Origin of the sequence: Mycobacterium sp. NPDC006124, assembly GCF_040614235.1 — a bacterium.
GTDB lineage: Bacteria > Actinomycetota > Actinomycetes > Mycobacteriales > Mycobacteriaceae > Mycobacterium.
The window spans coordinates 40344-59860 of record NZ_JBEXUA010000021.1; the positions used below are offsets into that span (position 1 = coordinate 40344).

At 67.0% G+C, this 19517-nt stretch carries 21 protein-coding genes and 3 tRNA genes; 15 read left to right on the forward strand and 9 right to left on the reverse strand.

The features are described 5' to 3' along the window. Positions 1-130: 130 nt before the first annotated feature. Together ABZ195_RS26760 and ABZ195_RS26765 are read right to left on the reverse strand one after the other, a co-directional pair. A complete protein-coding gene (locus ABZ195_RS26760; protein WP_355222924.1) occupies positions 131-1132 on the reverse strand; it encodes a DUF2510 domain-containing protein in 1002 nt (333 codons plus the stop codon). Positions 1133-1221: 89 nt separating this feature from the next. Beyond that, complete coding sequence (locus ABZ195_RS26765; protein ID WP_355222925.1) at positions 1222-1944, reverse strand: MBL fold metallo-hydrolase; 723 nt, start codon at positions 1942-1944, stop codon at positions 1222-1224. Between the two features lie 144 nt (positions 1945-2088). Between ABZ195_RS26765 and ABZ195_RS26770 the strand changes: the two genes are divergently transcribed. The 13 genes from ABZ195_RS26770 to ABZ195_RS26830 all read left to right on the forward strand — a co-directional run bounded on the left by ABZ195_RS26770 (position 2089) and on the right by ABZ195_RS26830 (position 9482). Further along, positions 2089-2161: transfer RNA gene (locus ABZ195_RS26770), tRNA-Thr, on the forward strand. 14 nt (positions 2162-2175) lie between these two features. Next, a tRNA-Met gene (locus ABZ195_RS26775) sits at positions 2176-2249 on the forward strand. A 36-nt stretch (positions 2250-2285) separates the two neighbouring features. Beyond that, complete coding sequence (gene rpmG / locus ABZ195_RS26780) at positions 2286-2453, forward strand: 50S ribosomal protein L33 (protein ID WP_056550495.1); 168 nt, start codon at positions 2286-2288, stop codon at positions 2451-2453. A 51-nt stretch (positions 2454-2504) separates the two neighbouring features. Further along, complete coding sequence (gene hadA / locus ABZ195_RS26785) at positions 2505-2981, forward strand: (3R)-hydroxyacyl-ACP dehydratase subunit HadA (protein WP_355222926.1); 477 nt, start codon at positions 2505-2507, stop codon at positions 2979-2981. Continuing rightward, positions 2968-3396: a (3R)-hydroxyacyl-ACP dehydratase subunit HadB gene (gene hadB, locus ABZ195_RS26790; RefSeq protein WP_263996247.1), complete on the forward strand. Its 429-nt coding sequence runs from the start codon at positions 2968-2970 to the stop codon at positions 3394-3396. The genes hadA and hadB overlap by 14 nt, the downstream gene beginning before the upstream one ends. A gap of 2 nt (positions 3397-3398) precedes the next feature. Next, the gene (gene hadC, locus ABZ195_RS26795) at positions 3399-3908 is read left to right on the forward strand and encodes a (3R)-hydroxyacyl-ACP dehydratase subunit HadC (protein WP_355222927.1); all 510 of its coding nucleotides are present in this window, start codon (positions 3399-3401) and stop codon (positions 3906-3908) included. 151 nt (positions 3909-4059) lie between these two features. Then, positions 4060-4132: transfer RNA gene (locus ABZ195_RS26800), tRNA-Trp, on the forward strand. Between the two features lie 66 nt (positions 4133-4198). Further along, positions 4199-4684, forward strand: a complete 486-nt coding sequence (secE, locus tag ABZ195_RS26805; RefSeq protein ID WP_355222942.1) for a preprotein translocase subunit SecE — start codon at positions 4199-4201, stop codon at positions 4682-4684. 185 nt (positions 4685-4869) lie between these two features. Further along, the gene (gene nusG, locus ABZ195_RS26810; RefSeq protein WP_355222943.1) at positions 4870-5577 is read left to right on the forward strand and encodes a transcription termination/antitermination protein NusG; all 708 of its coding nucleotides are present in this window, start codon (positions 4870-4872) and stop codon (positions 5575-5577) included. Between the two features lie 27 nt (positions 5578-5604). Then, positions 5605-6036 carry a 50S ribosomal protein L11 gene (gene rplK, locus ABZ195_RS26815; RefSeq protein ID WP_263996250.1) on the forward strand — a complete coding sequence of 144 codons (432 nt, stop codon included), beginning with the start codon at positions 5605-5607 and terminating at the stop codon, positions 6034-6036. 78 nt (positions 6037-6114) lie between these two features. Then, on the forward strand, positions 6115-6822 hold the full coding sequence (rplA, locus tag ABZ195_RS26820) for a 50S ribosomal protein L1 (protein WP_355222928.1): 708 nt from the start codon (positions 6115-6117) through the stop codon (positions 6820-6822). A 159-nt stretch (positions 6823-6981) separates the two neighbouring features. Further along, entirely contained in the window at positions 6982-8289 is a 1308-nt protein-coding gene (locus ABZ195_RS26825; protein ID WP_355222929.1) for a DUF1800 domain-containing protein, read from the forward strand. Between the two features lie 11 nt (positions 8290-8300). Beyond that, on the forward strand, positions 8301-9482 hold the full coding sequence (locus ABZ195_RS26830) for a DUF1501 domain-containing protein (RefSeq protein ID WP_355222930.1): 1182 nt from the start codon (positions 8301-8303) through the stop codon (positions 9480-9482). A 9-nt stretch (positions 9483-9491) separates the two neighbouring features. Here ABZ195_RS26830 and ABZ195_RS26835 read toward each other — a convergent pair whose 3' ends face one another. Beyond that, on the reverse strand, positions 9492-10508 hold the full coding sequence (locus ABZ195_RS26835) for an endonuclease/exonuclease/phosphatase family protein (protein ID WP_355222931.1): 1017 nt from the start codon (positions 10506-10508) through the stop codon (positions 9492-9494). Positions 10509-10595: 87 nt separating this feature from the next. On the opposite strand from ABZ195_RS26835, the gene ABZ195_RS26840 reads away from it, so the two are divergent. Beyond that, entirely contained in the window at positions 10596-11219 is a 624-nt protein-coding gene (locus ABZ195_RS26840; protein ID WP_355222944.1) for a M15 family metallopeptidase, read from the forward strand. 245 nt (positions 11220-11464) lie between these two features. Continuing rightward, the gene (locus ABZ195_RS26845) at positions 11465-13267 is read left to right on the forward strand and encodes a PE-PPE domain-containing protein (protein ID WP_355222932.1); all 1803 of its coding nucleotides are present in this window, start codon (positions 11465-11467) and stop codon (positions 13265-13267) included. A 61-nt stretch (positions 13268-13328) separates the two neighbouring features. Here the strand turns inward: ABZ195_RS26845 and ABZ195_RS26850 are convergent, their stop codons facing one another. The 6 genes from ABZ195_RS26850 to ABZ195_RS26875 all read right to left on the reverse strand — a co-directional run bounded on the left by ABZ195_RS26850 (position 13329) and on the right by ABZ195_RS26875 (position 19157). Continuing rightward, the gene (locus ABZ195_RS26850) at positions 13329-14228 is read right to left on the reverse strand and encodes a cyclopropane mycolic acid synthase family methyltransferase (RefSeq protein ID WP_355222933.1); all 900 of its coding nucleotides are present in this window, start codon (positions 14226-14228) and stop codon (positions 13329-13331) included. 177 nt (positions 14229-14405) lie between these two features. Then, complete coding sequence (locus ABZ195_RS26855; protein WP_355222934.1) at positions 14406-15284, reverse strand: cyclopropane mycolic acid synthase family methyltransferase; 879 nt, start codon at positions 15282-15284, stop codon at positions 14406-14408. A gap of 151 nt (positions 15285-15435) precedes the next feature. Further along, entirely contained in the window at positions 15436-16338 is a 903-nt protein-coding gene (locus ABZ195_RS26860) for an alpha/beta hydrolase (protein WP_355222935.1), read from the reverse strand. Further along, the gene (locus ABZ195_RS26865; protein WP_355222936.1) at positions 16338-17684 is read right to left on the reverse strand and encodes an AarF/ABC1/UbiB kinase family protein; all 1347 of its coding nucleotides are present in this window, start codon (positions 17682-17684) and stop codon (positions 16338-16340) included. Before ABZ195_RS26865 ends, ABZ195_RS26860 begins: the two co-directional genes overlap by 1 nt. A 90-nt stretch (positions 17685-17774) precedes the next feature. Next, the gene (locus tag ABZ195_RS26870) at positions 17775-18740 is read right to left on the reverse strand and encodes an oxygenase MpaB family protein (protein ID WP_355222937.1); all 966 of its coding nucleotides are present in this window, start codon (positions 18738-18740) and stop codon (positions 17775-17777) included. A 63-nt stretch (positions 18741-18803) separates the two neighbouring features. Beyond that, a complete protein-coding gene (locus ABZ195_RS26875; protein WP_355222938.1) occupies positions 18804-19157 on the reverse strand; it encodes a hypothetical protein in 354 nt (117 codons plus the stop codon). Positions 19158-19517 lie beyond the last annotated feature (360 nt).

A 19517-nucleotide genomic window follows, 5' to 3' on the forward strand; every position in this document is an offset into this window, starting at 1 on the left:
TATTTCAGGACGAGCCGCCCCCCGGGCTCAGAATGATTCGGCCTCGCCACCACCCCCCCAAAGGTGGCGAGGCCGAGTTCATTGTGTGGCTTGTTGGCCCGCTCGATGCCGTTGCGCCTCGAGGACTAACTCAGGGGCAGCTCGACGCCGGGAGTCGAGGGATCGGCGTGCAACACGATGGTGCCGGGCTCGGTGCCCACGGGCACGTCGTAGACCAGGGGGTCTGCTTTTGCTCGCCCGGACCGATCTCGGCGACGGTGCCGCCGAGGAATGCGGTCGCCTCGTCGTCGAGGGGAAACGTCTGGCCCGCGGCGTTGAGTTGCTGAAATGTCGCCACGAAGGTCAGCGGCGCCGCGCCGGTGTTGGTGACGTTGAGGTAGACGACGTAGTACATGCCGTCGGCGGCGGACTGCACGGAGTCGCTGACCGTCGAGGTGATGGTGTCACCGGTCTCGGTGCCCGCGATCGCGAAGGCGTAGTCGCCGTCGTTGCCCTCGGCGCCGGGTGGCGGCGGTGTCAGGGATTCGGTGGGTGCGGCAGCGCTCGGCGAACTGGAGGGTGACGACGCCGACGTCGAGGTGGACGTCGAGGACGACGTCGTCGGCCCCGAGGCTGCGGTGGGCTTGTCGGTGCGCATCACGACGAGGGCGACGACGACGGCGATCACGACGAGCAGCACTGCGACCCCGGCCACGATGCCGATCACGAGCTTCGGATTCGACGTTCCGCCGCTGGGCGGGGGAGGCGGCGGGTAGTACCCGGGCGGCGGTCCCGCCGGTGGGGGCGCGAAGGCCGCCGGCGTTGAGTCCTCCGGTGGCGGGGCCGCCTCGACCTCGGCGGGTTCGGCGTCGGTCTTCGGCTCGGTCGAGAGCGAATCCCACGACGGCAGCGGTGGGTTCCACGACACGTCGTCGTCGATGGCGGGCGGTACGGCGCTCGGCGGGTGCGTGTCGTAGGGCTGGACGGGTTGTTGCTGAACGTCCTCGGCGGTGGTCTCGGGCTCGGCCGGGACGTCTGCCGCCCCCGGTGCCGGCGCCCGATGCTCGGTCCACGTCCAGCCGTCCCAGTACCGCAGGCGGGTGGCGTCGTCGGGGTCGGGATACCAGTTGGCCGGTGTCGGTGGTGTCGTCATCGCAGGCGTCTCCCCATCCGGCGCCCCGGTGGCGCTGCGCACCGAACCTAGCGCAGGTGGTGGGCCGTCGCGCCACTTCGAAGGGGGGCTCAGCCGCCCATCGCGGTGCGCCACTGGTCCAGGCTGCCGGCCCGGTAGACGTAGTTGGTGTCGCGCACCTCCGACAGCGAGGCACTCGGTTTGGTCGAGTACCAGTGCCCCGGGTAGACGGTCGGGTCGCCGGGCAGCTGTGACAACGCCTGCAGGCTGCGGTACATGTCGTCGACGTTGCCGCCCGGGAAGTCGGTGCGACCGCATCCCTCCAGGAACAGCGTGTCGCCGGCGACGAGTCGGCCGTCGAGCAGGAAGCACTGGCTGCCCGGGGTGTGGCCGGGGGTGTGCAGCAGCTCGATCTCGACGGCTCCCGCCGCCACCTTGTCGCCGTGGTCGTGGGCGGACAGGTCGCTCAGGGGGATGCCCGTGATCCGCGACACCCAGTCCGCCTCGTGGGTGTTGACGTGGACGGGGACGCTCACCCGCTCGAGGAGTTCGGCCAGGCCCTTGAGTTCGAAGCCCATCATCGACCCGCCGACGTGATCGGGATGGTGGTGGGTGACGAGCACGCCGGACAGGTGCATGCCGTCGGACTCGAGGGTGTCGAGCAGGTCGTTGGCCGCATAGGCCGGGTCGACGACGAGGCAGTCACCGGTCTCGCGGTCGCCGACGAGGTAGGCGAAGTTGCGCATCTGCTGGGCGATCGCGTCGTTGACGGCGAAGTCGGTGCCGGACAGCAGCTGCCTGAAGTAGAGGCGATCGGCGCCGGGGGAGGTCATCGGGTCAGCCTATTTCCCCATCGGCTCGTCATGTCGAATCGCCGGCCGAATTGGCCCCGACAAGCTGCGGTTTGGTCACGCCAGCACCCGGGTTGTACCCTCTCTAAGTCCGACGGCGCGGAATCTTCACCGCCGCGGGCAGTTGCCCCCTTAGCTCAGTCGGTAGAGCGCTTCCATGGTAAGGAAGAGGTCAACGGTTCGATTCCGTTAGGGGGCCCGGGTGGTGCCCATGGCGGTGTAGCTCAGCTGGTTAGAGCGCACGACTCATAATCGTGAGGTCGGGGGATCGAGCCCCCCCACCGCTACAAGACAACGCAAGTGAATGAAGAAGGACGACTGACGTGGCCTCGAGTACAGACGTACGGCCCAAGATCACCTTGGCGTGCGAGGTGTGCAAGCACCGCAACTACATCACCAAGAAGAACCGGCGCAACGATCCCGATCGCCTCGAGATCAAGAAGTTCTGCCCCAACTGCGGCACGCACCGTCCGCACAAGGAATCGCGCTAAGGACGACTCCCGGGCCATTGGCCCGAGGTTGACCGACAAGGAAATCAATACGTGCCGCTGTCTCCAGAGATCGTCGGGAAGCACTACCGTCATCCCGATTTCTACGAAGTCGGTCGCGAGAAGGTCCGTGAGTACGCCGGCGCGATCAAGAACGACGACGCGGTGTACCACCACGAGGCCGTTGCGTCGGAACTCGGATACGACACGCTGCTGGCACCTCTGACGTTCACCTCGGTGTTCGGATACACCGCTCAGCTGGCCTTCTTCGAGAATGCCGGCATCGGGATCACCGACGCGCAGATCGTCCAGGTCGACCAGGAATTCAAGTTCCTGCTGCCCACCAAGGTGGGCGACCGGCTGTACAGCGACGTGTACGCACATTCGTATCGGCGGGCCCACGGCACCGACATCATCGTGTTGAAGACCATCATCAGCAACGGCTCGGGTGAGGTCGTGCAGGAGACCTACACGACCCTGGCGGGACGTGCAGACGAGAGTGGAGAGGGCTTTTCCAATGGCGCTACGTGAGTTCAGCTCGGTCAAGGTTGGTGACGAGCTTCCGGAGCGTGTCATTCCCCTGACGCGGATGGACCTGGTCAACTACGCCGGTGTGTCCGGTGACCTCAACCCGATCCACTGGGACGACGACATCGCCAAGCAGGTCGGCCTCGACACCGCCATCGCGCACGGCATGCTGACCATGGGCCTCGGCGGCGGCTACGTCACCTCCTGGATCGGCGACCCGGCCGCGGTGACCGAGTACAACGTGCGCTTCACCGCCGTGGTCCCCGTGCCCAACGACGGCGTCGGCGCCGAGATCGTCTTCAACGGACGCGTGAAGTCGGTCGACCCGGAGGCCAAGTCGGTCGTCATCGCCCTGTCGGCCACCACGGGCGGCAAGAAGATCTTCGGTCGCGCGACCGCGACCGCGAAGCTGGCGTAGAGGTGCCACTCAAAGCCGACGTCCGTGGGATGGTGCACCACTATCCCGAGAGCTTCACCATCGGTCGCGAACAAGTGCGTCAGTTCGCCCGCGCCATCAAGGCAGACGACCCGGCGTCCTTCGACGAGGCCGCCGCCGCCGAACTCGGCCACGACGACATCGTCGCCTCGCCGACCTTTCCGTCGATCCTGGCGCTGCTGGTTCAGCAGGACTTCTTCCGCAAGGTCGACGTCGGGATGACGACCATGCAGATCGTCCAGGTCGACCAGAAGTTCGTCTTCCACAAGCCGCTGGTGGTCGGCACGACGCTGACGGCGTCGCTGGAGATCCAGTCGGTCGTCGAGCGGTTCGGTGCCGACATCGTGGTCACCCGCAGCGTGTGCGTCGACGCGAACGGCGACGTCGTGCTGGAGGCGTTCACCACGCTGATGGGCCACGAGGGCGACAATTCGATTCAGGTCCAGTGGGACGCGGAGAGCGGCCAGGTCGTCCGGACCGCCCACGCGGATTAGTAACTCGCAACAGGGCCGTTGTACACTCGGTCCTCGGGGTTCTTCCCAATTCTGCGCGCTGTCCGTCGGTTACTGATCGGCCGATCGGGGAGCGCGTAAATTGTGTGAAACCCCGAAACGCAGATGGTGCTGCCAACAGTTCCGTCTATGAAGGGGCGTAGCTCAACTGGCAGAGCAGCGGTCTCCAAAACCGCAGGTTGCAGGTTCAAGTCCTGTCGCCCCTGCTCCACTGAATTGAAGAGTGTGGACACTGGAAGGTGACCACCGAGGAAACCGACGAAAGGCATGCGGTGAGCGACGATCGCAACGGTGCCGACTCACCAGTCGACGACATCGATTCCGACGTCGACTCTCGGGTCGACGCCGTGGACGCAACCGACGATGCCGTCGACTCCGGCACGGCCGGCACCCGCAGCCGGACTGCCGTGGCCACTCGCCCGCAGCGTCCGACCGGCAAGCGCACCCGTCGTGAGGTCACCGGGACCGCCGCCGGTGACGCGCCGGCCACGAAGACGGACTCGGACGACACCAAGAACGGTGACGCCAAGAAGCCGAAGACGGACAAGAAGCAGTCGGGCCCGTCGCGAAATCCGTTCCTCTACGTCCTGAACTTCCTGAAGCAGGTCGTGGCCGAGCTCCGCAAGGTGATCTGGCCCAACCGCAAGCAGATGATCAGCTACACGACCGTGGTGCTGGTGTTCTTGGCGTTCATGGTCTCGCTGATCGGCGGCGTCGACCTGGGCCTGGCCAAACTCGTGACGTTGGTCTTCGGCTGACGAAGCCGCCACGTACGCGAGCGAAAGAATTTAGAGAGGACTGACACGTGACTTCCTTCGAGGGCGACACGCCTTCGGCATCGGCTGTGTCCGACGCACGCATCGAGGACGCCGATCCCACCACGGTGATCGCCAGCCGGACGGCGGAGTCGTTGGAGTCGTCGACCGCCGAGGCCGTCGCCGAGATCCCGGACGTCGAGGACGAGGTCGACGACGCACCTGCCGCCGAGGAGGCCCCGGCGGAGGACGCGGAACCCGACGAGGACGTCGACCCCGCCGTGGCGCTGAAGAAGGACCTGCGGTCCAAGCCGGGCAACTGGTACGTCATCCACTCCTACGCGGGCTACGAGAACAAGGTGAAGGCCAACCTCGAGACGCGCGTGCAGAACCTCGACGTCGGCGACTACATCTTCCAGGTCGAAGTGCCGACCGAAGAGGTCACCGAGATCAAGAACGGCCAGCGCAAGCAGGTCAACCGCAAGGTGCTGCCCGGTTACATCCTGGTGCGCATGGATCTGACCGACGAGTCGTGGAGCGCGGTGCGCAACACCCCGGGTGTCACCGGCTTCGTCGGTGCGACGTCCAAGCCGTCGGCCCTGACGCTCGACGACGTGGTCAAGTTCCTGCTTCCGCAGGGCGCGGCGAAGAAGCCCGCCAAGTCCACCTCGGGCGGGTCCACGGCGGCCGCGGAGTCCGGTGGTCTCGAGCGGCCGACCATCCTGGTCGACTTCGAGGTCGGCGAGTCGGTCACCGTCATGGACGGTCCGTTCGCCACGCTGCCCGCGTCGATCAGCGAGGTCAACGCCGAGCAGCAGAAGCTCAAGGTGCTGGTGTCGATCTTCGGTCGCGAGACGCCCGTCGAGTTGGCCTTCACCCAGGTCTCCAAGATCTAAGAACAACGAGAACAGAAAGAACACGTCATGCCCCCGAAGAAGAAGAAGGTCACCGGGCTGATCAAGCTGCAGGTCCAGGCTGGTGCGGCCAACCCCGCCCCGCCCATCGGCCCCGCGCTCGGTCAGCACGGCGTCAACATCATGGAGTTCTGCAAGGCGTACAACGCCGCGACGGAATCCCAGCGTGGCAACGTCATCCCCGTGGAGATCACGGTCTACGAAGACCGCAGCTTCACGTTCGTGCTGAAGACCCCGCCCGCCGCCAAACTGCTGCTCAAGGCTGCCGGCGTGCAGAAGGGCTCCGGCGAGCCGCACAAGACCAAGGTCGCCAAGGTGACCTGGGATCAGATCCGCGAGATCGCGGAGCAGAAGAAGGAAGACCTCAACGCCAACGACATCGACGCCGCGGCGAAGATCATCGCCGGCACCGCCCGTTCGATGGGCATCACGGTCTCCTAGGCAGTACCCCAGCTAGACGTGGGAGGGCCCGCTTCGGCCCGTGGAAACCACGACCCAACGCATGTGATTGGAAGACGAATGAGCAAGACGAGCAAGGCATACCGCGAGGCCGCCGAGAAGGTCGACCGCGACAATCTGTACACGCCGCTGGAGGCCGCCAAGCTGGCCAAGGAGACGTCGTCGAAGAAGCAGGACGCCACCGTCGAGGTCGCGATCCGCCTCGGCGTCGACCCCCGCAAGGCCGACCAGATGGTGCGTGGCACCGTCAACCTGCCGCACGGCACGGGCAAGACCGCCCGCGTCATCGTGTTCGCGGTCGGCGACAAGGCCGAGGCTGCCGTGGCCGCCGGTGCCGACGAGGTGGGCAGCGACGACCTGATCGAGCGCATCCAGGGCGGGTTCCTGGACTTCGACGCCGCCATCGCGACGCCCGACCAGATGGCCAAGGTTGGCAAGATCGCCCGTGTCCTCGGACCGCGTGGCCTGATGCCCAACCCGAAGACCGGCACCGTGACCCCCGACGTGGCCAAGGCCGTGCAGGACATCAAGGGCGGCAAGATCAACTTCCGCGTCGACAAGCAGGCCAACCTGCACTTCGTCATCGGCAAGGCGTCGTTCGACGAGAAGTCCCTCGCCGAGAACTACGGCGCCGCGATCGACGAGATCATGCGGGCCAAGCCGTCGTCGTCGAAGGGCCGGTACCTGAAGAAGGTCACCGTCTCGACCACGACCGGCCCCGGCATCCAGGTGGATCCGGCCATCACCCGCGGCTTCGCGGAGGCGTAGGCCCAAGGCCGCAGCCGACCATCAGGTCGGAGGCATAGGCAATCGCACGCGAACTCCCCGGCACCCTTGCGGTGCCGGGGAGTTCTGCGTTGCACGGTCTGCAGTGCATTCCCCAGCTGTGCGGGGCGAATTGTCAGCTGAGGTGCCGATAGTGGTGGCATGCAGTCACCGCAGTGGATCACCACGGCCCGCGTGCTGCGCCGCGCGGGATTCGGGGCCACTGGTCCGCAGATCGACGCGCTGACCGGCCAGGATCTCTCCGCTCATCTCGACGCAGCCCTGGCGGCGGATCCGGATCAGGATCCCGGCGCCCTGGCCACTCCGATGCCTCGGCTCTCGCCGCCGGCACCGCCGGGCAAGAACGCCAGCCAGACCGTGCGCACGGCATACAACCGTCAGCTCAGCGAGGACTCGGCGGCCCTGGCGGCGTGGTGGGTCAACCGCATGGTCGCGGTCCGGGAGCCGCTGCACGAGAAGCTGACCCTGTTGTGGCACAACCACTTCGCCACCTCGGCGACCAAGGTGCGCATCGCGTCGTTCATGGCGGCGCAGAACCAGAAGCTTCGCACGTTGAATCGAGGCGACTTCCGCACCTTGGCCTACGCGATGCTGACCGATGCGGCGATGTTGCGCTGGCTCGACGGGCAGAGCAACACGGCCAAGGCGGCCAACGAGAACCTCTCCCGGGAATTCATGGAGCTCTTCGCCCTCGGTCACGGAAATGGTTACACCGAAGACGACGTCCGCGAGGGTGCCCGGGCGTTGACGGGCTGGGTGATCCACGGTGGCGACACCCAACTCGTCGCCAAGCGCCACGACGGCGCGGAGAAGACGCTGCTGGGTGTGACGGGCGACCTGGGCGCTGCCGACTACTGCGACATCGTTCTGGCGCAACCCAATTCGGCGAAGTACGTCGTCGGGCGGCTGTGGCAGCAGCTGGCCGCCGACGCGGGGCCGTCGCCGGCGGCGCTGGACCGCGCGGTCGCCGCGTACGGCTCGCGCCGCGACCTGAGCGCGGTGACCAAGGCGATCCTCACCGACCCCGAATTCCTCGGCAGCACCAACACGGTGGTCAACACGCCCGTCGAGTGGCTCGTCGGGGTCGTGCGGTCGCTGACGGTGCCCGTCGACTCCGGCCGGCATGCCAAGACCGTCGCCACTGCACTGAAGAGCTTGGGGCAGCAGCCCTTCTACCCACCCGACGTCGGCGGCTGGCCGCACGGGCAGCCGTGGCTTTCCACGGCGACCGCCGGAGTACGGCTGCGCACCGCGGCCGAGCTCGCGAGGTCGGCCGACCTGTCCACCGTCGACCAGGCGCCGCTCGGTGACCGCCTCGACGCTACGGGCTACCTCATCGGGGTGGGTTCCTGGACCGACCAGTCCGCCAAGGCGCTGACACCGCTGGCGAAGAATCCGCCGCACCTGCTCGCCGCGGCGGTCAACACCCCCGAATACCTGACCTCCTGACGAGACTCGAGATGCCTGAACTCAACCGCCGCACCTTCCTCATCGCCAGCATCGGCACCGCCGGCCTGCTGTCGGGCGCCGCCGCCATCGGGTGGCCGGAACTGCAGAGGGCGGCCCACGACCGTCCGCTCGCCGACGGAAGTGGCATCCTCGTCCTCGTCACGCTCTACGGCGGCAATGACGGGCTCAACACCCTGATTCCATACGCGGACAACGCTTATCACGACAAGCGTCCCGAGCTGGCCTACGCGCCCGAACAGGTGCTGCATCTCGACGACCACCTGGGCCTGAACCCGGCCATGACGGGCATGGCCAAGGCGTGGGGTGACGGCACGCTCGCGATCGTGCGCGGCGTGAGCTACCCCAAGCCCGACCACAGCCACTTCCGGTCGATGGACATCTGGCAGACCGCCTCACCGACCGAGCCGGTGTCGACGGGCTGGATCGGCCGGTGGCTGGACGCCACCGGCGACGACCCGTTGCGTGCGGTCAACGTCGGCGGAGTGCTGCCCCCGATGGCCGTGGGTGCGAAGGCCACCGCGGCGGCGCTGTCACCGTCGGGTCTGGCGCCGACTCGGTTCGACGCGACGATGACGGCGCTGGGGTTCGACGACCCGAAGGACACCCCGGCCATGTCGATGGTGCGGACGGCCTACCGGGCGACGCAGACGGCCGACAAGACGTTCGGGGCGGTCGAGTCCGAGAAGGCCGCACAGCGCAACTCGCTGACCGAGCAACTCGGCATGGTCGCCAAGTGCGTCAAGGCGGGCGTGCCCACGCGCGTCTACATGGTGCAGCTCGGCGGGTTCGACACCCACGCCGACGAGCGCGGCACCCAGCAGCGGCAGTTGCAGACCCTCGACGAAGCGCTGACGCCGTTCCTGGCCGAGATGGCCGCCGACCCGCACGGCAAGGACGTGGTGGTGATGGCGTATTCGGAGTTTGGTCGTCGGGTGGCGGCCAACGCCTCGCAGGGCACCGACCACGGCACGGCTGGCCCGGTCTTCGTCGCCGGTGCCCCGGTCAAGGGCGGCTTCTACGGTGACGAGCCCAGCCTGACCGACCTCGACGACGGAGACCTCAAGACCACCAACGACTTTCGCGACGTCTACCACACGCTGCTGGTGCACGCCGTGGGCGCCGACCCCGTGCCGTCGGTAGGCGCCGGGCGCACCGACCTGGGCTTCCTCTGAACGAGTGCGCTATCCGGTTGGCACCATCACCGTGACCAGCAGCGCGCGGTGGTCGGTGCCAGGAATCTTCTCCGTCGCGGTGGAGACGGCGGTGGCGTTGCGAGTCAACACGTGGTCGATGCCGAGCACCGGCGGGTACGGCTTGTTCGCGGGGTAGGTGAAGTTGCGGCCCGAGCCGGACTGCGCGGTGGCGTCCTGATAGCCGTTGGTGAGCAATCGGCGATACGGCAGCATGTCGATCGTGGAGTTGAAGTCGCCTCCGACGATCGCCGCGCCGTCACCGGCTTCGGCGGCCATCTGGGCCAGCGTGCCCGGGAACTTCGCGATGTCGCCCTGCCAGCCGCTGATCGGCCGGGGCCAGGGGGCGTCGAGATGGACGGTGAGCAGCGAGACGTCGCGGGAGACGCGGGGGATCCGAATCTTCGCGCTGACCATCGCGAGCTGGTAGCCCGGGATGCGCGTCGAGAGCGTGATGGGATGCCGACTGTAGATGCCGACGCCCGCCGCCCCCGGTCGCGCGTCGGGGGACTGGTACGGGAAGGTGTCGCGAATGCCGGCATCGGCCAGTCCGCGGGCCGCATCCGGCGTCAGCTCCTGAACCATCAGGACGTCGGCGTCCCGGGCGGCGGCGCGGGCGAGGGCATCCGGATCGGCGAGACCGTAGAGCAGGTTGACCGTCATGGTCCGGACGGCGACCGAGGCCGGATCGGGGGCGGCGCCGAGGAACCAGGGCACCTGCACCGCCACCAGCGCGGCGGTCAGCAGAGCGGCCAGGGCGGTGAGCGCCCATCGCCGGCCCCACGCCAGCACCACGACGGCCACGGGGGCGGCGAACATCAGGTATGGCGCGGCGATCACCAGGTAGAGGACGGGATGGCTGGGGATCGGGGTGAAGCGCACCGCGAAGGACGCCGCGGCCACGAGGAGGAGACCGACGCCCAGGCAGGTGGCAGCGACGCGACGTGCGGTGCTCAGGCTTCCCCCTCGGATGGCGTCATGCCGCACGTCGGCGACGCGGCGTCCCAACCAGTATCCCTGCGTCCGGGTGGGCCGGCACTGCAGACTCGTACGGTGACCGTGCCCAGGAGGTGGCTAGCCGCCGTCGTCGGCGTAATGTGCGCCGCCATGATCAACGTCGAGCCCGCGGCCGCCGAACCGCCGCCGGTGTCCCCGCAGGCGCAGGCGGCGGGCCTGGTCGACGTGCGCACGGTGGTGCCCGACGCGACGATCGACCTGCGGTACGCGACGGCCGACAACTTCACCGGCGTGGCGCTCTACCCGCCGGACGCGCGGTGCCTGGTGCACCAGTCGTTGGCCGACGGCTTGGCGACGGCGGCGAATCAGCTTCGGGCACAGGGCAAGCGGTTGGTGTTCTGGGACTGCTACCGCCCGCACGACGTGCAGGTGCGGATGTTCCAGGAGGTGCCGAACCCCAATTGGGTGGCGCGCCCGAGTGACTATGCGCGCAGCCACGAGGCGGGGCGGTCCGTCGACGTGACCGTCGCCGACGGGCACTACGGGTGGCTGCTGGACATGGGCACGGGGTTCGACGACTTCACGCCGAAGAGCATGGCCTACGCCACCGATGGGCTCACCGCCGAGCAGCAGGCCAATCGGGCGCTACTGCGTGCGGCGATGCAGGCTGGTGGACTGTCCCCGTACGCGGGGGAGTGGTGGCACTTCGACGGGCCGGGCGCAAAGGATCCGCGGCCGATCTTGGTTGTGCCGGTGAACTGAGCTCAGCTGTCTTTTTGACGCTTCGTATCGCCATGGGCCCTCGAGCGACGGCCGACAGCCGAGGTTTGTCTGCGAGGAGACCGCTCGGTCGCCGTCACTCACGACGTCCGACCCGGGCATTGCTGACGCGGACGTCGAATGAACCATCTTCACGCCGCCTCTGTGCGAGCATTCTCGAGGGTCGGCACCCGCGACTCGAAGGCGCGGTGAGTGGAGGTCAACAGATGCGAAGAATTGCTCGTTCAATGGCGGTTGCCGTCGTCACGCTGATCGCCACGGTGGGACTTGCGGTCGCATCCGCCTTCACCGCGGCGTTCGCGTTTGGTGCAATCGGACTGTTCGTTCCTGGGACGGGCACCCCGGACGCGAACGGCGTCGCCGACTACCTTGCGAACGCCCGCGATCGCTACACGCTGAACACCCCGTGCAACGCCGTCGCGAATTGCACGCCACTTGGCATCGACTATCCCGCGTCGTTCTTTCCTCTGGTGATCTTTCCGGGTTGGTGCCGCTCGGGTCCCGACGGATGCGACAAGTGGAACGACTCCGTCGGGAAGGGAACCGACGCGTTGGATCTCGCCCTAACCCGCTATCTCGACAAGAACAGCCCGGAGCAAGTCACGCTGTTCGGCTACTCCCAAGGCGGGGCCGTGGTGTCCAACGAACTCCAACGCATCGCCGCGATGCGGGCCGCAGGAGCGATCGATCAGACGGTTCTGGACCGGCTACACGTCGTAACTATCGGTGGCATCGAGAACCCGGACGGCGGCCTGTGGCAGCGACTGGGCTTCCTGCCAACCATTCCCTTCCTCGACATCTCGTTCGGTCCCGCGATGAAGACCGACAACGGATTCGACACCACCGCAATCGGTTTCCAATACGATCCCGTGACGTATGCGCCTAGGTACTGGGGCAATCCGCTTGCCCTGCTGAACGCAGTCGCCGCGCTGGAAACCGTCCACGGTTACTACTTGTCGCCGAACGGGAACGGCCCCACCGACACGTTGCCCTACGGCTACACGCCCCCGACGGCGACCGACGAGGGGACCCTCCTCCCGCAACTCGACTGCAGCGCAACCGGTCATCCCGAGAATTGCCGCTACGGGAGTAGCCGCGAGACCACCTACATCATGATCCCGGCGACGTCGTTGCCCATCTTCGATCTGGTGATGGGTGCAGTGCCCGCACCTCTCAAGCCCCTTGTGCAACCGCTGGTGAATCTGCTGACGCCGGTGACGAAGCTGCTCATCGATCTTGGCTACGACTGGAGTGGAGATCCGGACAAGCCCACGCCGCTGTCGATCCTCCCGTTCAACCCACTCACGTTCAACCCGGTCGACTTCGCGGTCAAGTTCGTCCAAGCCATCGGCCAGGGCGTGCGGGACGCCGTCAACGGTGGACCGTCGACGGCCTTCGCGCCCGTGACCCCGTCGTCGCCGGTCATGTCGACGACACTTGCCTCGCGCAACGTAGCTCAGCTGAAGATCGCTACGACCGGCGACGAGAAAGTCGACCCCACCGCATCGAACACTGGCGTCGACGCGACCGAGACTCAACCTCTCGGCTCGAGCGAGCAGAACGGGTCGACGAGCGGGAACGCGGTCGACCCCAACGCGGCGGCCGCGGCCGACGCAAGGGCTGCAGCTGATCTGAAGGCCGCCGCCGTTCTGGAGGCCGCTGCTGACGCAAAGGCCGCTGCCGACGCGCAGGCCGCAACGGAGGCAGCGGCGAAGGCCGAGGCTGAGGCGCAAGCCCAGGCTGAGGCGAAGGCAAAGGCCGAGGCAGAAGCCCAAGCCGCTGCCGAGGCGAAGCTAAAGGCGGACGCGGACGCCCAGAAGGCAAAGGAAGCCAAGGAGGCCGAAGAGCAGCAGGACGCCACCGCACGAGCCGCGGCGGCGAAGGCGAAGGAAGCCGCCGAGAATGCCAAAGCCGCCGGCGCGGTGGGAGCCGGCGAGCCAAACGGCACCGGGACGACCAACGGCGCGGACACGGCAGCTCCCGCGACCGGCGACACCACGTCCCCGAGCGGGGAGAAGGCGGCAGCCTGATCCAACGAGAAGCCCGGCACTCGCGGGGAGTGCCGGGCTTCTTCGTCGGGCGAGTCAGACGTCAACTCGCGGTGACGGCGCCCGGCTTGAGGTAGGTGACCAGGCTGACGTCGATGGACTCGTCGACGAAGTAGTACTGGCAGCCGGTCAGGTACTTCATGTAGCGGTCGTAGTTCTCCACGCCCGCTGCGGCGATGGCCTGCTCCTTGTGGTTCTCCAAGGCGGCGGCCCAAATGCCGAGGGTCTTGATGTAGTGGTTGCGCAGCGACAGCGGCTCGGGAACGGTGAAGCCCGCCTTCTCGCCGCGCTCGACCATCATGTCCGTGCTTGGCAGGCGCCCGCCCGGGAAGATCTCGGTGATCATGAACTTGATGAATCGCGCCATCTCGAAGGTCAGCTTGCGGCCCCGGGCCTGCAGGTTGTCGGGGTGGTAGGCCACGCTGCTCTGGATCGTCATCCGGCCGTCGTCGGGCATCACGTCGTAACACATCTTGAAGAAGTCGTCGTAGCGCTCGAAGCCAAAGTGCTCGAAGGCCTCGATCGACACGATCCGGTCCACCGAGCTGCCGAACTGCTCCCAGCCCTCCAGCCGCACGTCGAACTTGCGCTCGGTGTCGACTCCGCTCAGCAGTTGCTGGCAGTAGGCCTGCTGGTTCTTGCTCAGCGTCAGGCCGATCACGTTGACGTCGTACTTCTGCATGGCGCGCAGCAACGTCAAACCCCAGCCGCAGCCCACCTCGAGCAGCGTCATGCCGGGCTTGAGGTCCAGCTTGTCGAGGTGCTGGTCGACGTTGGCGATCTGCGCCTCAGACAGTGTCTGGGTGGGGCTGGTGAAGTACGCACAGCTGTACTTGCGCGTCGGATCCTGGAACACCCCGAAGAAGTCGTCCGACAAGTCGTAGTGGGCCTGGATGTCCTCGAAGTGAGGCGTCATGTCCTTGATGCCGGTGTTGTCAGCCATGGTGTTCTGCTGGGCCTTTCTTATTCACTGCAGCGGGCGCGCAGAGTGTGCTCGGGTTTCGCGTTGTGACGGACCCTACCCGCGGGGGCAGGCCTGGACGTGCAAACCCGCCCCGTCGAGCGCAACGGAGTATCGGTTGCCCGGCGGCCGAATCCGCTCCGTCGGGCGTCGGACGGCCTACTTCTCCAGCGTGAACTGGCAGACGTCGATGTACCCCTCGTGGAAGCCCTTGGCGCACCCGGTGAGGTAATGCATGTAGCGGTCGTAGACCTCTTGGGACTGGATGGCGATGGCCTCGTCCTTATGCGCCTCCAAGGCCGCCGACCAGGTGTCCAGCGTCCTGGCGTAGTGCTTTTGCAGCGACTGCGTCCGGGTCAGGTTGAAGCCGCCCCGGGTGGCGTACTCCTGGGCCATCTCGGTGGTCGGCAGGTAACCGCCGGGGAAGATCTCGGTGAGGATGAACTTGACGAACTTGGCGATGCCGATCGTCAGCGGCAACCCGGCCGCGGTCATCTGCGGCAACGTCAGCGCGGTGATGGTGTGCAGCAGCATCACGCCGTCGTCGGGCAACGCCTTGTGCGCCATCGCGAAGAAGTCGTCCCAGCGGTCCTTGCCGAAGTGCTCGAAGGCGCCGATGGACACGATGCGGTCGACGGGCTCGTTGAACTGCTCCCAGCCGTTGAGCAGCACGCGCTTGGTGCGCGGGCTGTCATTCTTGGCGAATTCGGCCTCGACGTGCGCCTTCTGGTTCTCGCTGAGCGTCAGCCCGACTACGTTGACGTCGTACTTCTCGATGGCCCGCAGCATCGTCGAACCCCACCCGCAGCCCACGTCGAGCAGCGTCATGCCCGGCTGCAGGCCCAGCTTGCCCAGCGCCAGGTCGACCTTGGCGAGCTGAGCTTCCTCCAGCGTCATGTCATCGCGCTCGAAGTAGGCGCAGCTGTAGGTCTGGCTGGGGTCGAGGAACAGACTGAAGAATTCGTCGGACAGGTCGTAGTGGGCCTGGACGTCCTCGAAGTGCGGCTTGAGGCCACCCTTCTTGCGGGTAGTCGACATGGTGAAAAATGCCTCTCTTGGCTGATCAGTGACTCGGGAACGTCGCCGATGTCGCACCGAGCCGGCCGATGCGCTCCACGGGCACTCTACGCCGACCACTCAGTGGCGACCGAATCGAGGAAGTGCCTGGGAAGCGTCGTCGGCGCTGGGCTCAGGGGACCTCGGCGAACGTGGTCTTCAATTCGCCGACGATGTCGTCCCACAGGGGTTCGGGCAGGTCGTGGGCCATGCCGTCGAACAACACCAACCGGGACCGGCGGATCGCCTTGGCGACCGCCCGGCCGCCGGAGGGCCGCATCAACTTGTCGGCCCGCCCGTGGATCACCACCGTCGGAGCGGTGATCTGCTTGTCGTAGCGCAGCAGGCTGCCGCTGCCGAGGATGGCGCTGAACTGCCGCGCGACACCCGCCGGGTAGTACGACCGGTCGTAGGCCTCGATCGCGTCGGCCCGCATCTGGTCCTCGGGCACGGGATATCCCGGGCTGCCGATGATCTTGGTGACCTTCACCGTGTTGGCGATGACGCCGTCGCGGGAGGTGTCCTTGGGCCGGGTGGTGACCGCTTGCAGCTGCTTGAAACCGGGTGGGGGCAGCATCGCCTGGTTGTTGCTGGAGAAGATCACCGCGAGCGTCTTGGTGCGCTGCTGGTAGCGCGCCGCGAAGATCTGCGCGATCATCCCACCCATCGACGCGCCCACGACGTGCGCCTTCTCGATCCGGAGGTGATCCAGCAGCGCCGCGGCGTCGTCGGCCATGTTCTCGAGGGTGTAGACCGCCTCGTTGCGCAGGCCCAGCTGCGTGCGCGCGAGCCGCGGCAACAGCTTGGCGCCGGTGTGGGCACCGTCGAGCTTGCTGGACAGGCCGACGTCGCGGTTGTCGAAGCGGATGACGCGCAACCCCTGGTCGACCAGACGCTCGCAGAAACCCGTGCGCCAGAACACCATTTGCGCGCCCAGCCCCATGATGAGCAGGACGGCGGGATCTCCTGCGTCGCCCATGTCCTCGTAGTAGATGTCGAGCTCGCCCGACCGGGCCGTCCCACTGCGAACGTCCACTAGGCGTCCAGCTCGTCGGAATGCTCGCGGGACACCTCGACCATGAAGTTGGCGAAGTAGCCCGTCAGCTGCGGGTCGCTCATCATCTGCCACTTTGGTGCCAGCAGCTTCATGTACCGCTCGACGTAGAGGAACTGCTTGCCGATCAGCACGAGCTCGCGCGGCAGCTTCACGTCGTAGGCCTCGGCGAGCGTGGAGAGTTGCTTGCCGATCTCGGCGTAGGACAGGTCCCCCAGCGACGTCATCGTCAGCGGGGTGGCGAAGGCCTCGAGGTCCTTGGCGGCGTCACCCTCGGGCTTGACGTTGCCCACCGCGCCCATCAGCACGACGATCTTGCCTGCGGCGGCATGATCCTTCTTGACCAGCAGCGCGTACACCAATTCGCGCAGCAGCCAACGGGTCCGGGGGTCGATGCGACCCATGATGCCGAAGTCGAAGAACACGATCTTGCCGTCGGGGTCGACGTACAGGTTGCCCGCGTGCAGGTCGCCGTGGAACAACCCGTGCCGTAGCCCGCCCTCGAAGACGCTGAAGAGCAACGCCTTCACCAGGTCGGTGCCGTCGAAGCCTGCCTTGCGGATGGCCGCAACGTCGTCGATGCGCACGCCCTGGACGCGCTCCATGGTCAGCACGCGCTCGCTGGTGAGGTCCCAATACACCTGTGGCACACGGATGTTGGCACCCAAGGGGGAGGCGTGCATGTGCGCCACCCAGGCGTCCATCGACTGCGCCTCGAGCCGGAAGTCGAGCTCCTCGGCGAGGTTGTCGGCGAAGTCGGCGACGACGTCCTGCGCACTGAGGCGCCGCCCCAGCTTGGCCAGCTCGACCAATTGCGCGCCGCGCTTGAGGATCTGGAGGTCGGCCGCCACGCGCCGACGAATGCCGGGTCGCTGGATCTTGACCACGACCTCCTCGCCGGAGTGCAGCGTGGCGTAGTGCACCTGGGCGATCGACGCCGAGGCGAACGGTTGCTCGTCGAAGCTCTTGAACAAGTTGGCCGGCTCGTCGCCGAGTTCGGCCTTGAACAGTGCGTGCACCTTCGCGGTGTCGGCCGGGGGCACCCGGTCGAGCAGGGTGCGGAACTCGCGGCTCATCGGCTCGCCGAAGGCGCCGGGGCTCGACGCGATGATTTGGCCGAACTTGACGTAGGTGGGCCCGAGGTCGGCGAAGGTCTGCGGGATCTGCTTGACGATCTTCTGCTGGAGGGAGCCGCGGCCGGCGAGAGAGCTGACGACCCGCGCTCCGGTGCGGGCAAGCTGCCATCCCGTCACTCCGACGCGGGCGGCCTCGACGGGCAACGGCACCCGATCAAGCCGGGCTACCTCGCGGTGCTTGGTGGAAGTCATCCTTGCAGTGTCTCAAAGGTGCCCCGGTGGGCGGAAATGTCGTGTGGCGACCGTCACAGTCGCGGTCACGCGAAGGCGTGCTCGACCTCCTCACGGCTGCGCACGGGATCGGTCCCGGGCACGTGCGTGGGCAGAGTGTGGCGAACCGTCGTCCCGCCGGCCACCCTGGCCTTTGCCTGTTCGAATTCGGGTATCGGTCCGGCCGCGGCGTGGAGCCCGTTGAGCAGCGACCACACCGCGGTGCGACGGGCGGCGCGCTCGACCGGGTTGGGCGGCTGGTGCTGGATCAGCTGCCGCGCCCACTTGGGCATGGTGTCGCGGATCGCCCAGTCCAGCGCGCTCTGCGGCATGGGCAGGTTGGGCCCGGTCGACATCGCCGCGCCGTGGGTGAGCGCCAGCCGTGGGAGATAGGGACTCGAGGCAGTCCAACGTCTCGGCCTTGGTCGCCGGCAGGTCACTGCCGCCCAACGCGTGACCGACCCTGACGAACTCGCCGTAGTACGTGTCGAGTTTCTTGCCGCGCAACGGGTTTGGGTGGTAGATCTCATGGGCGGTGGCCAGACCCCACACGACGGTGGCGTGGTTCCAGCGCAACCAGTCGGGGTCGTCGGCGTCATAGGCGGCACCGTCGGGCCGCACGCCCTTGATGGTGTGGTGCATGGCTCGGACGGTCTGCGCCAGACGTTCGGCGGTGGCGGTGGACCCGTAGGCGGTGCCGATGAAGAACGCGATGGAGTGTCCGAGGCGGACCGAGAGCCCCTTGGGGTCCAGGCGTGGGGGAGCGGTGCTCGACTCGTCGCGCTTGACCAGACGGGAGTGGTGCACGCCCATCCAGTAGATCGACGGGTCGAGCCGCTCCAGGTAGGCCGCGCACTGCAACCCGAAGATCAGCGTCGGCATGTGCGAGTGGACGTGCCACACCGGGCTGCCGGGACCGAACCAGCCCGGGTCGCCCGTCGGGCCGGCGAACTCCATGCCACGGAAGTAGTGCTTGCGCACGTCGTCGTCGAACTTCTTCTGCAGGCGCTGCTCGACGATCTGATGCGGCATGAACATGGCGGCCCCTCGCTCTTTGACTACGTGTGTTGTCAGAGTAGCGCGCCTCGGCGCCATGGGTACCTAGTTCGCCCGTGCCTCGGCGGTGTCGTCGTCGTCCGACTCGGGACGCAACATGACCAGGCCCCCGCGGTGCGGTGGTCGGGGTACAGGCGTCGCCCGGTTGATCCCGAGGACGTCGCCGATCTCGGTCCAGGTGGCGCCGGCGGCGTGGGCGGCCTCGGCGGCGGTCTGGACGGCCAGCGTGGCCTCCAGGAGATCGGCCTCGGCGCGTTTGCGCGCCCGGCGGAACCGACTCTCAGGACGCTGCCTGGCGCGTTCCAGCTTGACTTGGGCTTCGAGGAGTCGGGTCATCTGAGCGCTGTGCGCGGGTGCGTCCCGATCGGCCGCGTCCTCGGCCTGACGATGCCTGCCCATTGTGTTTGCCGACCCCCCAATCAGTGACGCCCATGATGTCAGGGACGGGCTCGGTAGGCAATTCCGAAACCGATGGTCAGGGCGTTTGGTGGCTGACGCGAGCGTCGAATGGGTGGGTTGACGGCAACGTATCGCCCAGGTGCTCGTCTGACGACTCGCGGTTCGGACGGTCGGCGCCATTACCCACGTTGGCTGTCAATGACCTGCCGACATTCGCACGGCTTCCTTGAGGCACTGTCCATCGGCCCGGCGGGCACTACACACTCCCAGCTAGTGTCCTGAGTCGTTAATTGCGGCCTAGTTGTTAGACTGGGTCATGCCTACTCCGCATGCCGTCGAGATCGTGTTGAGCGCTGATGA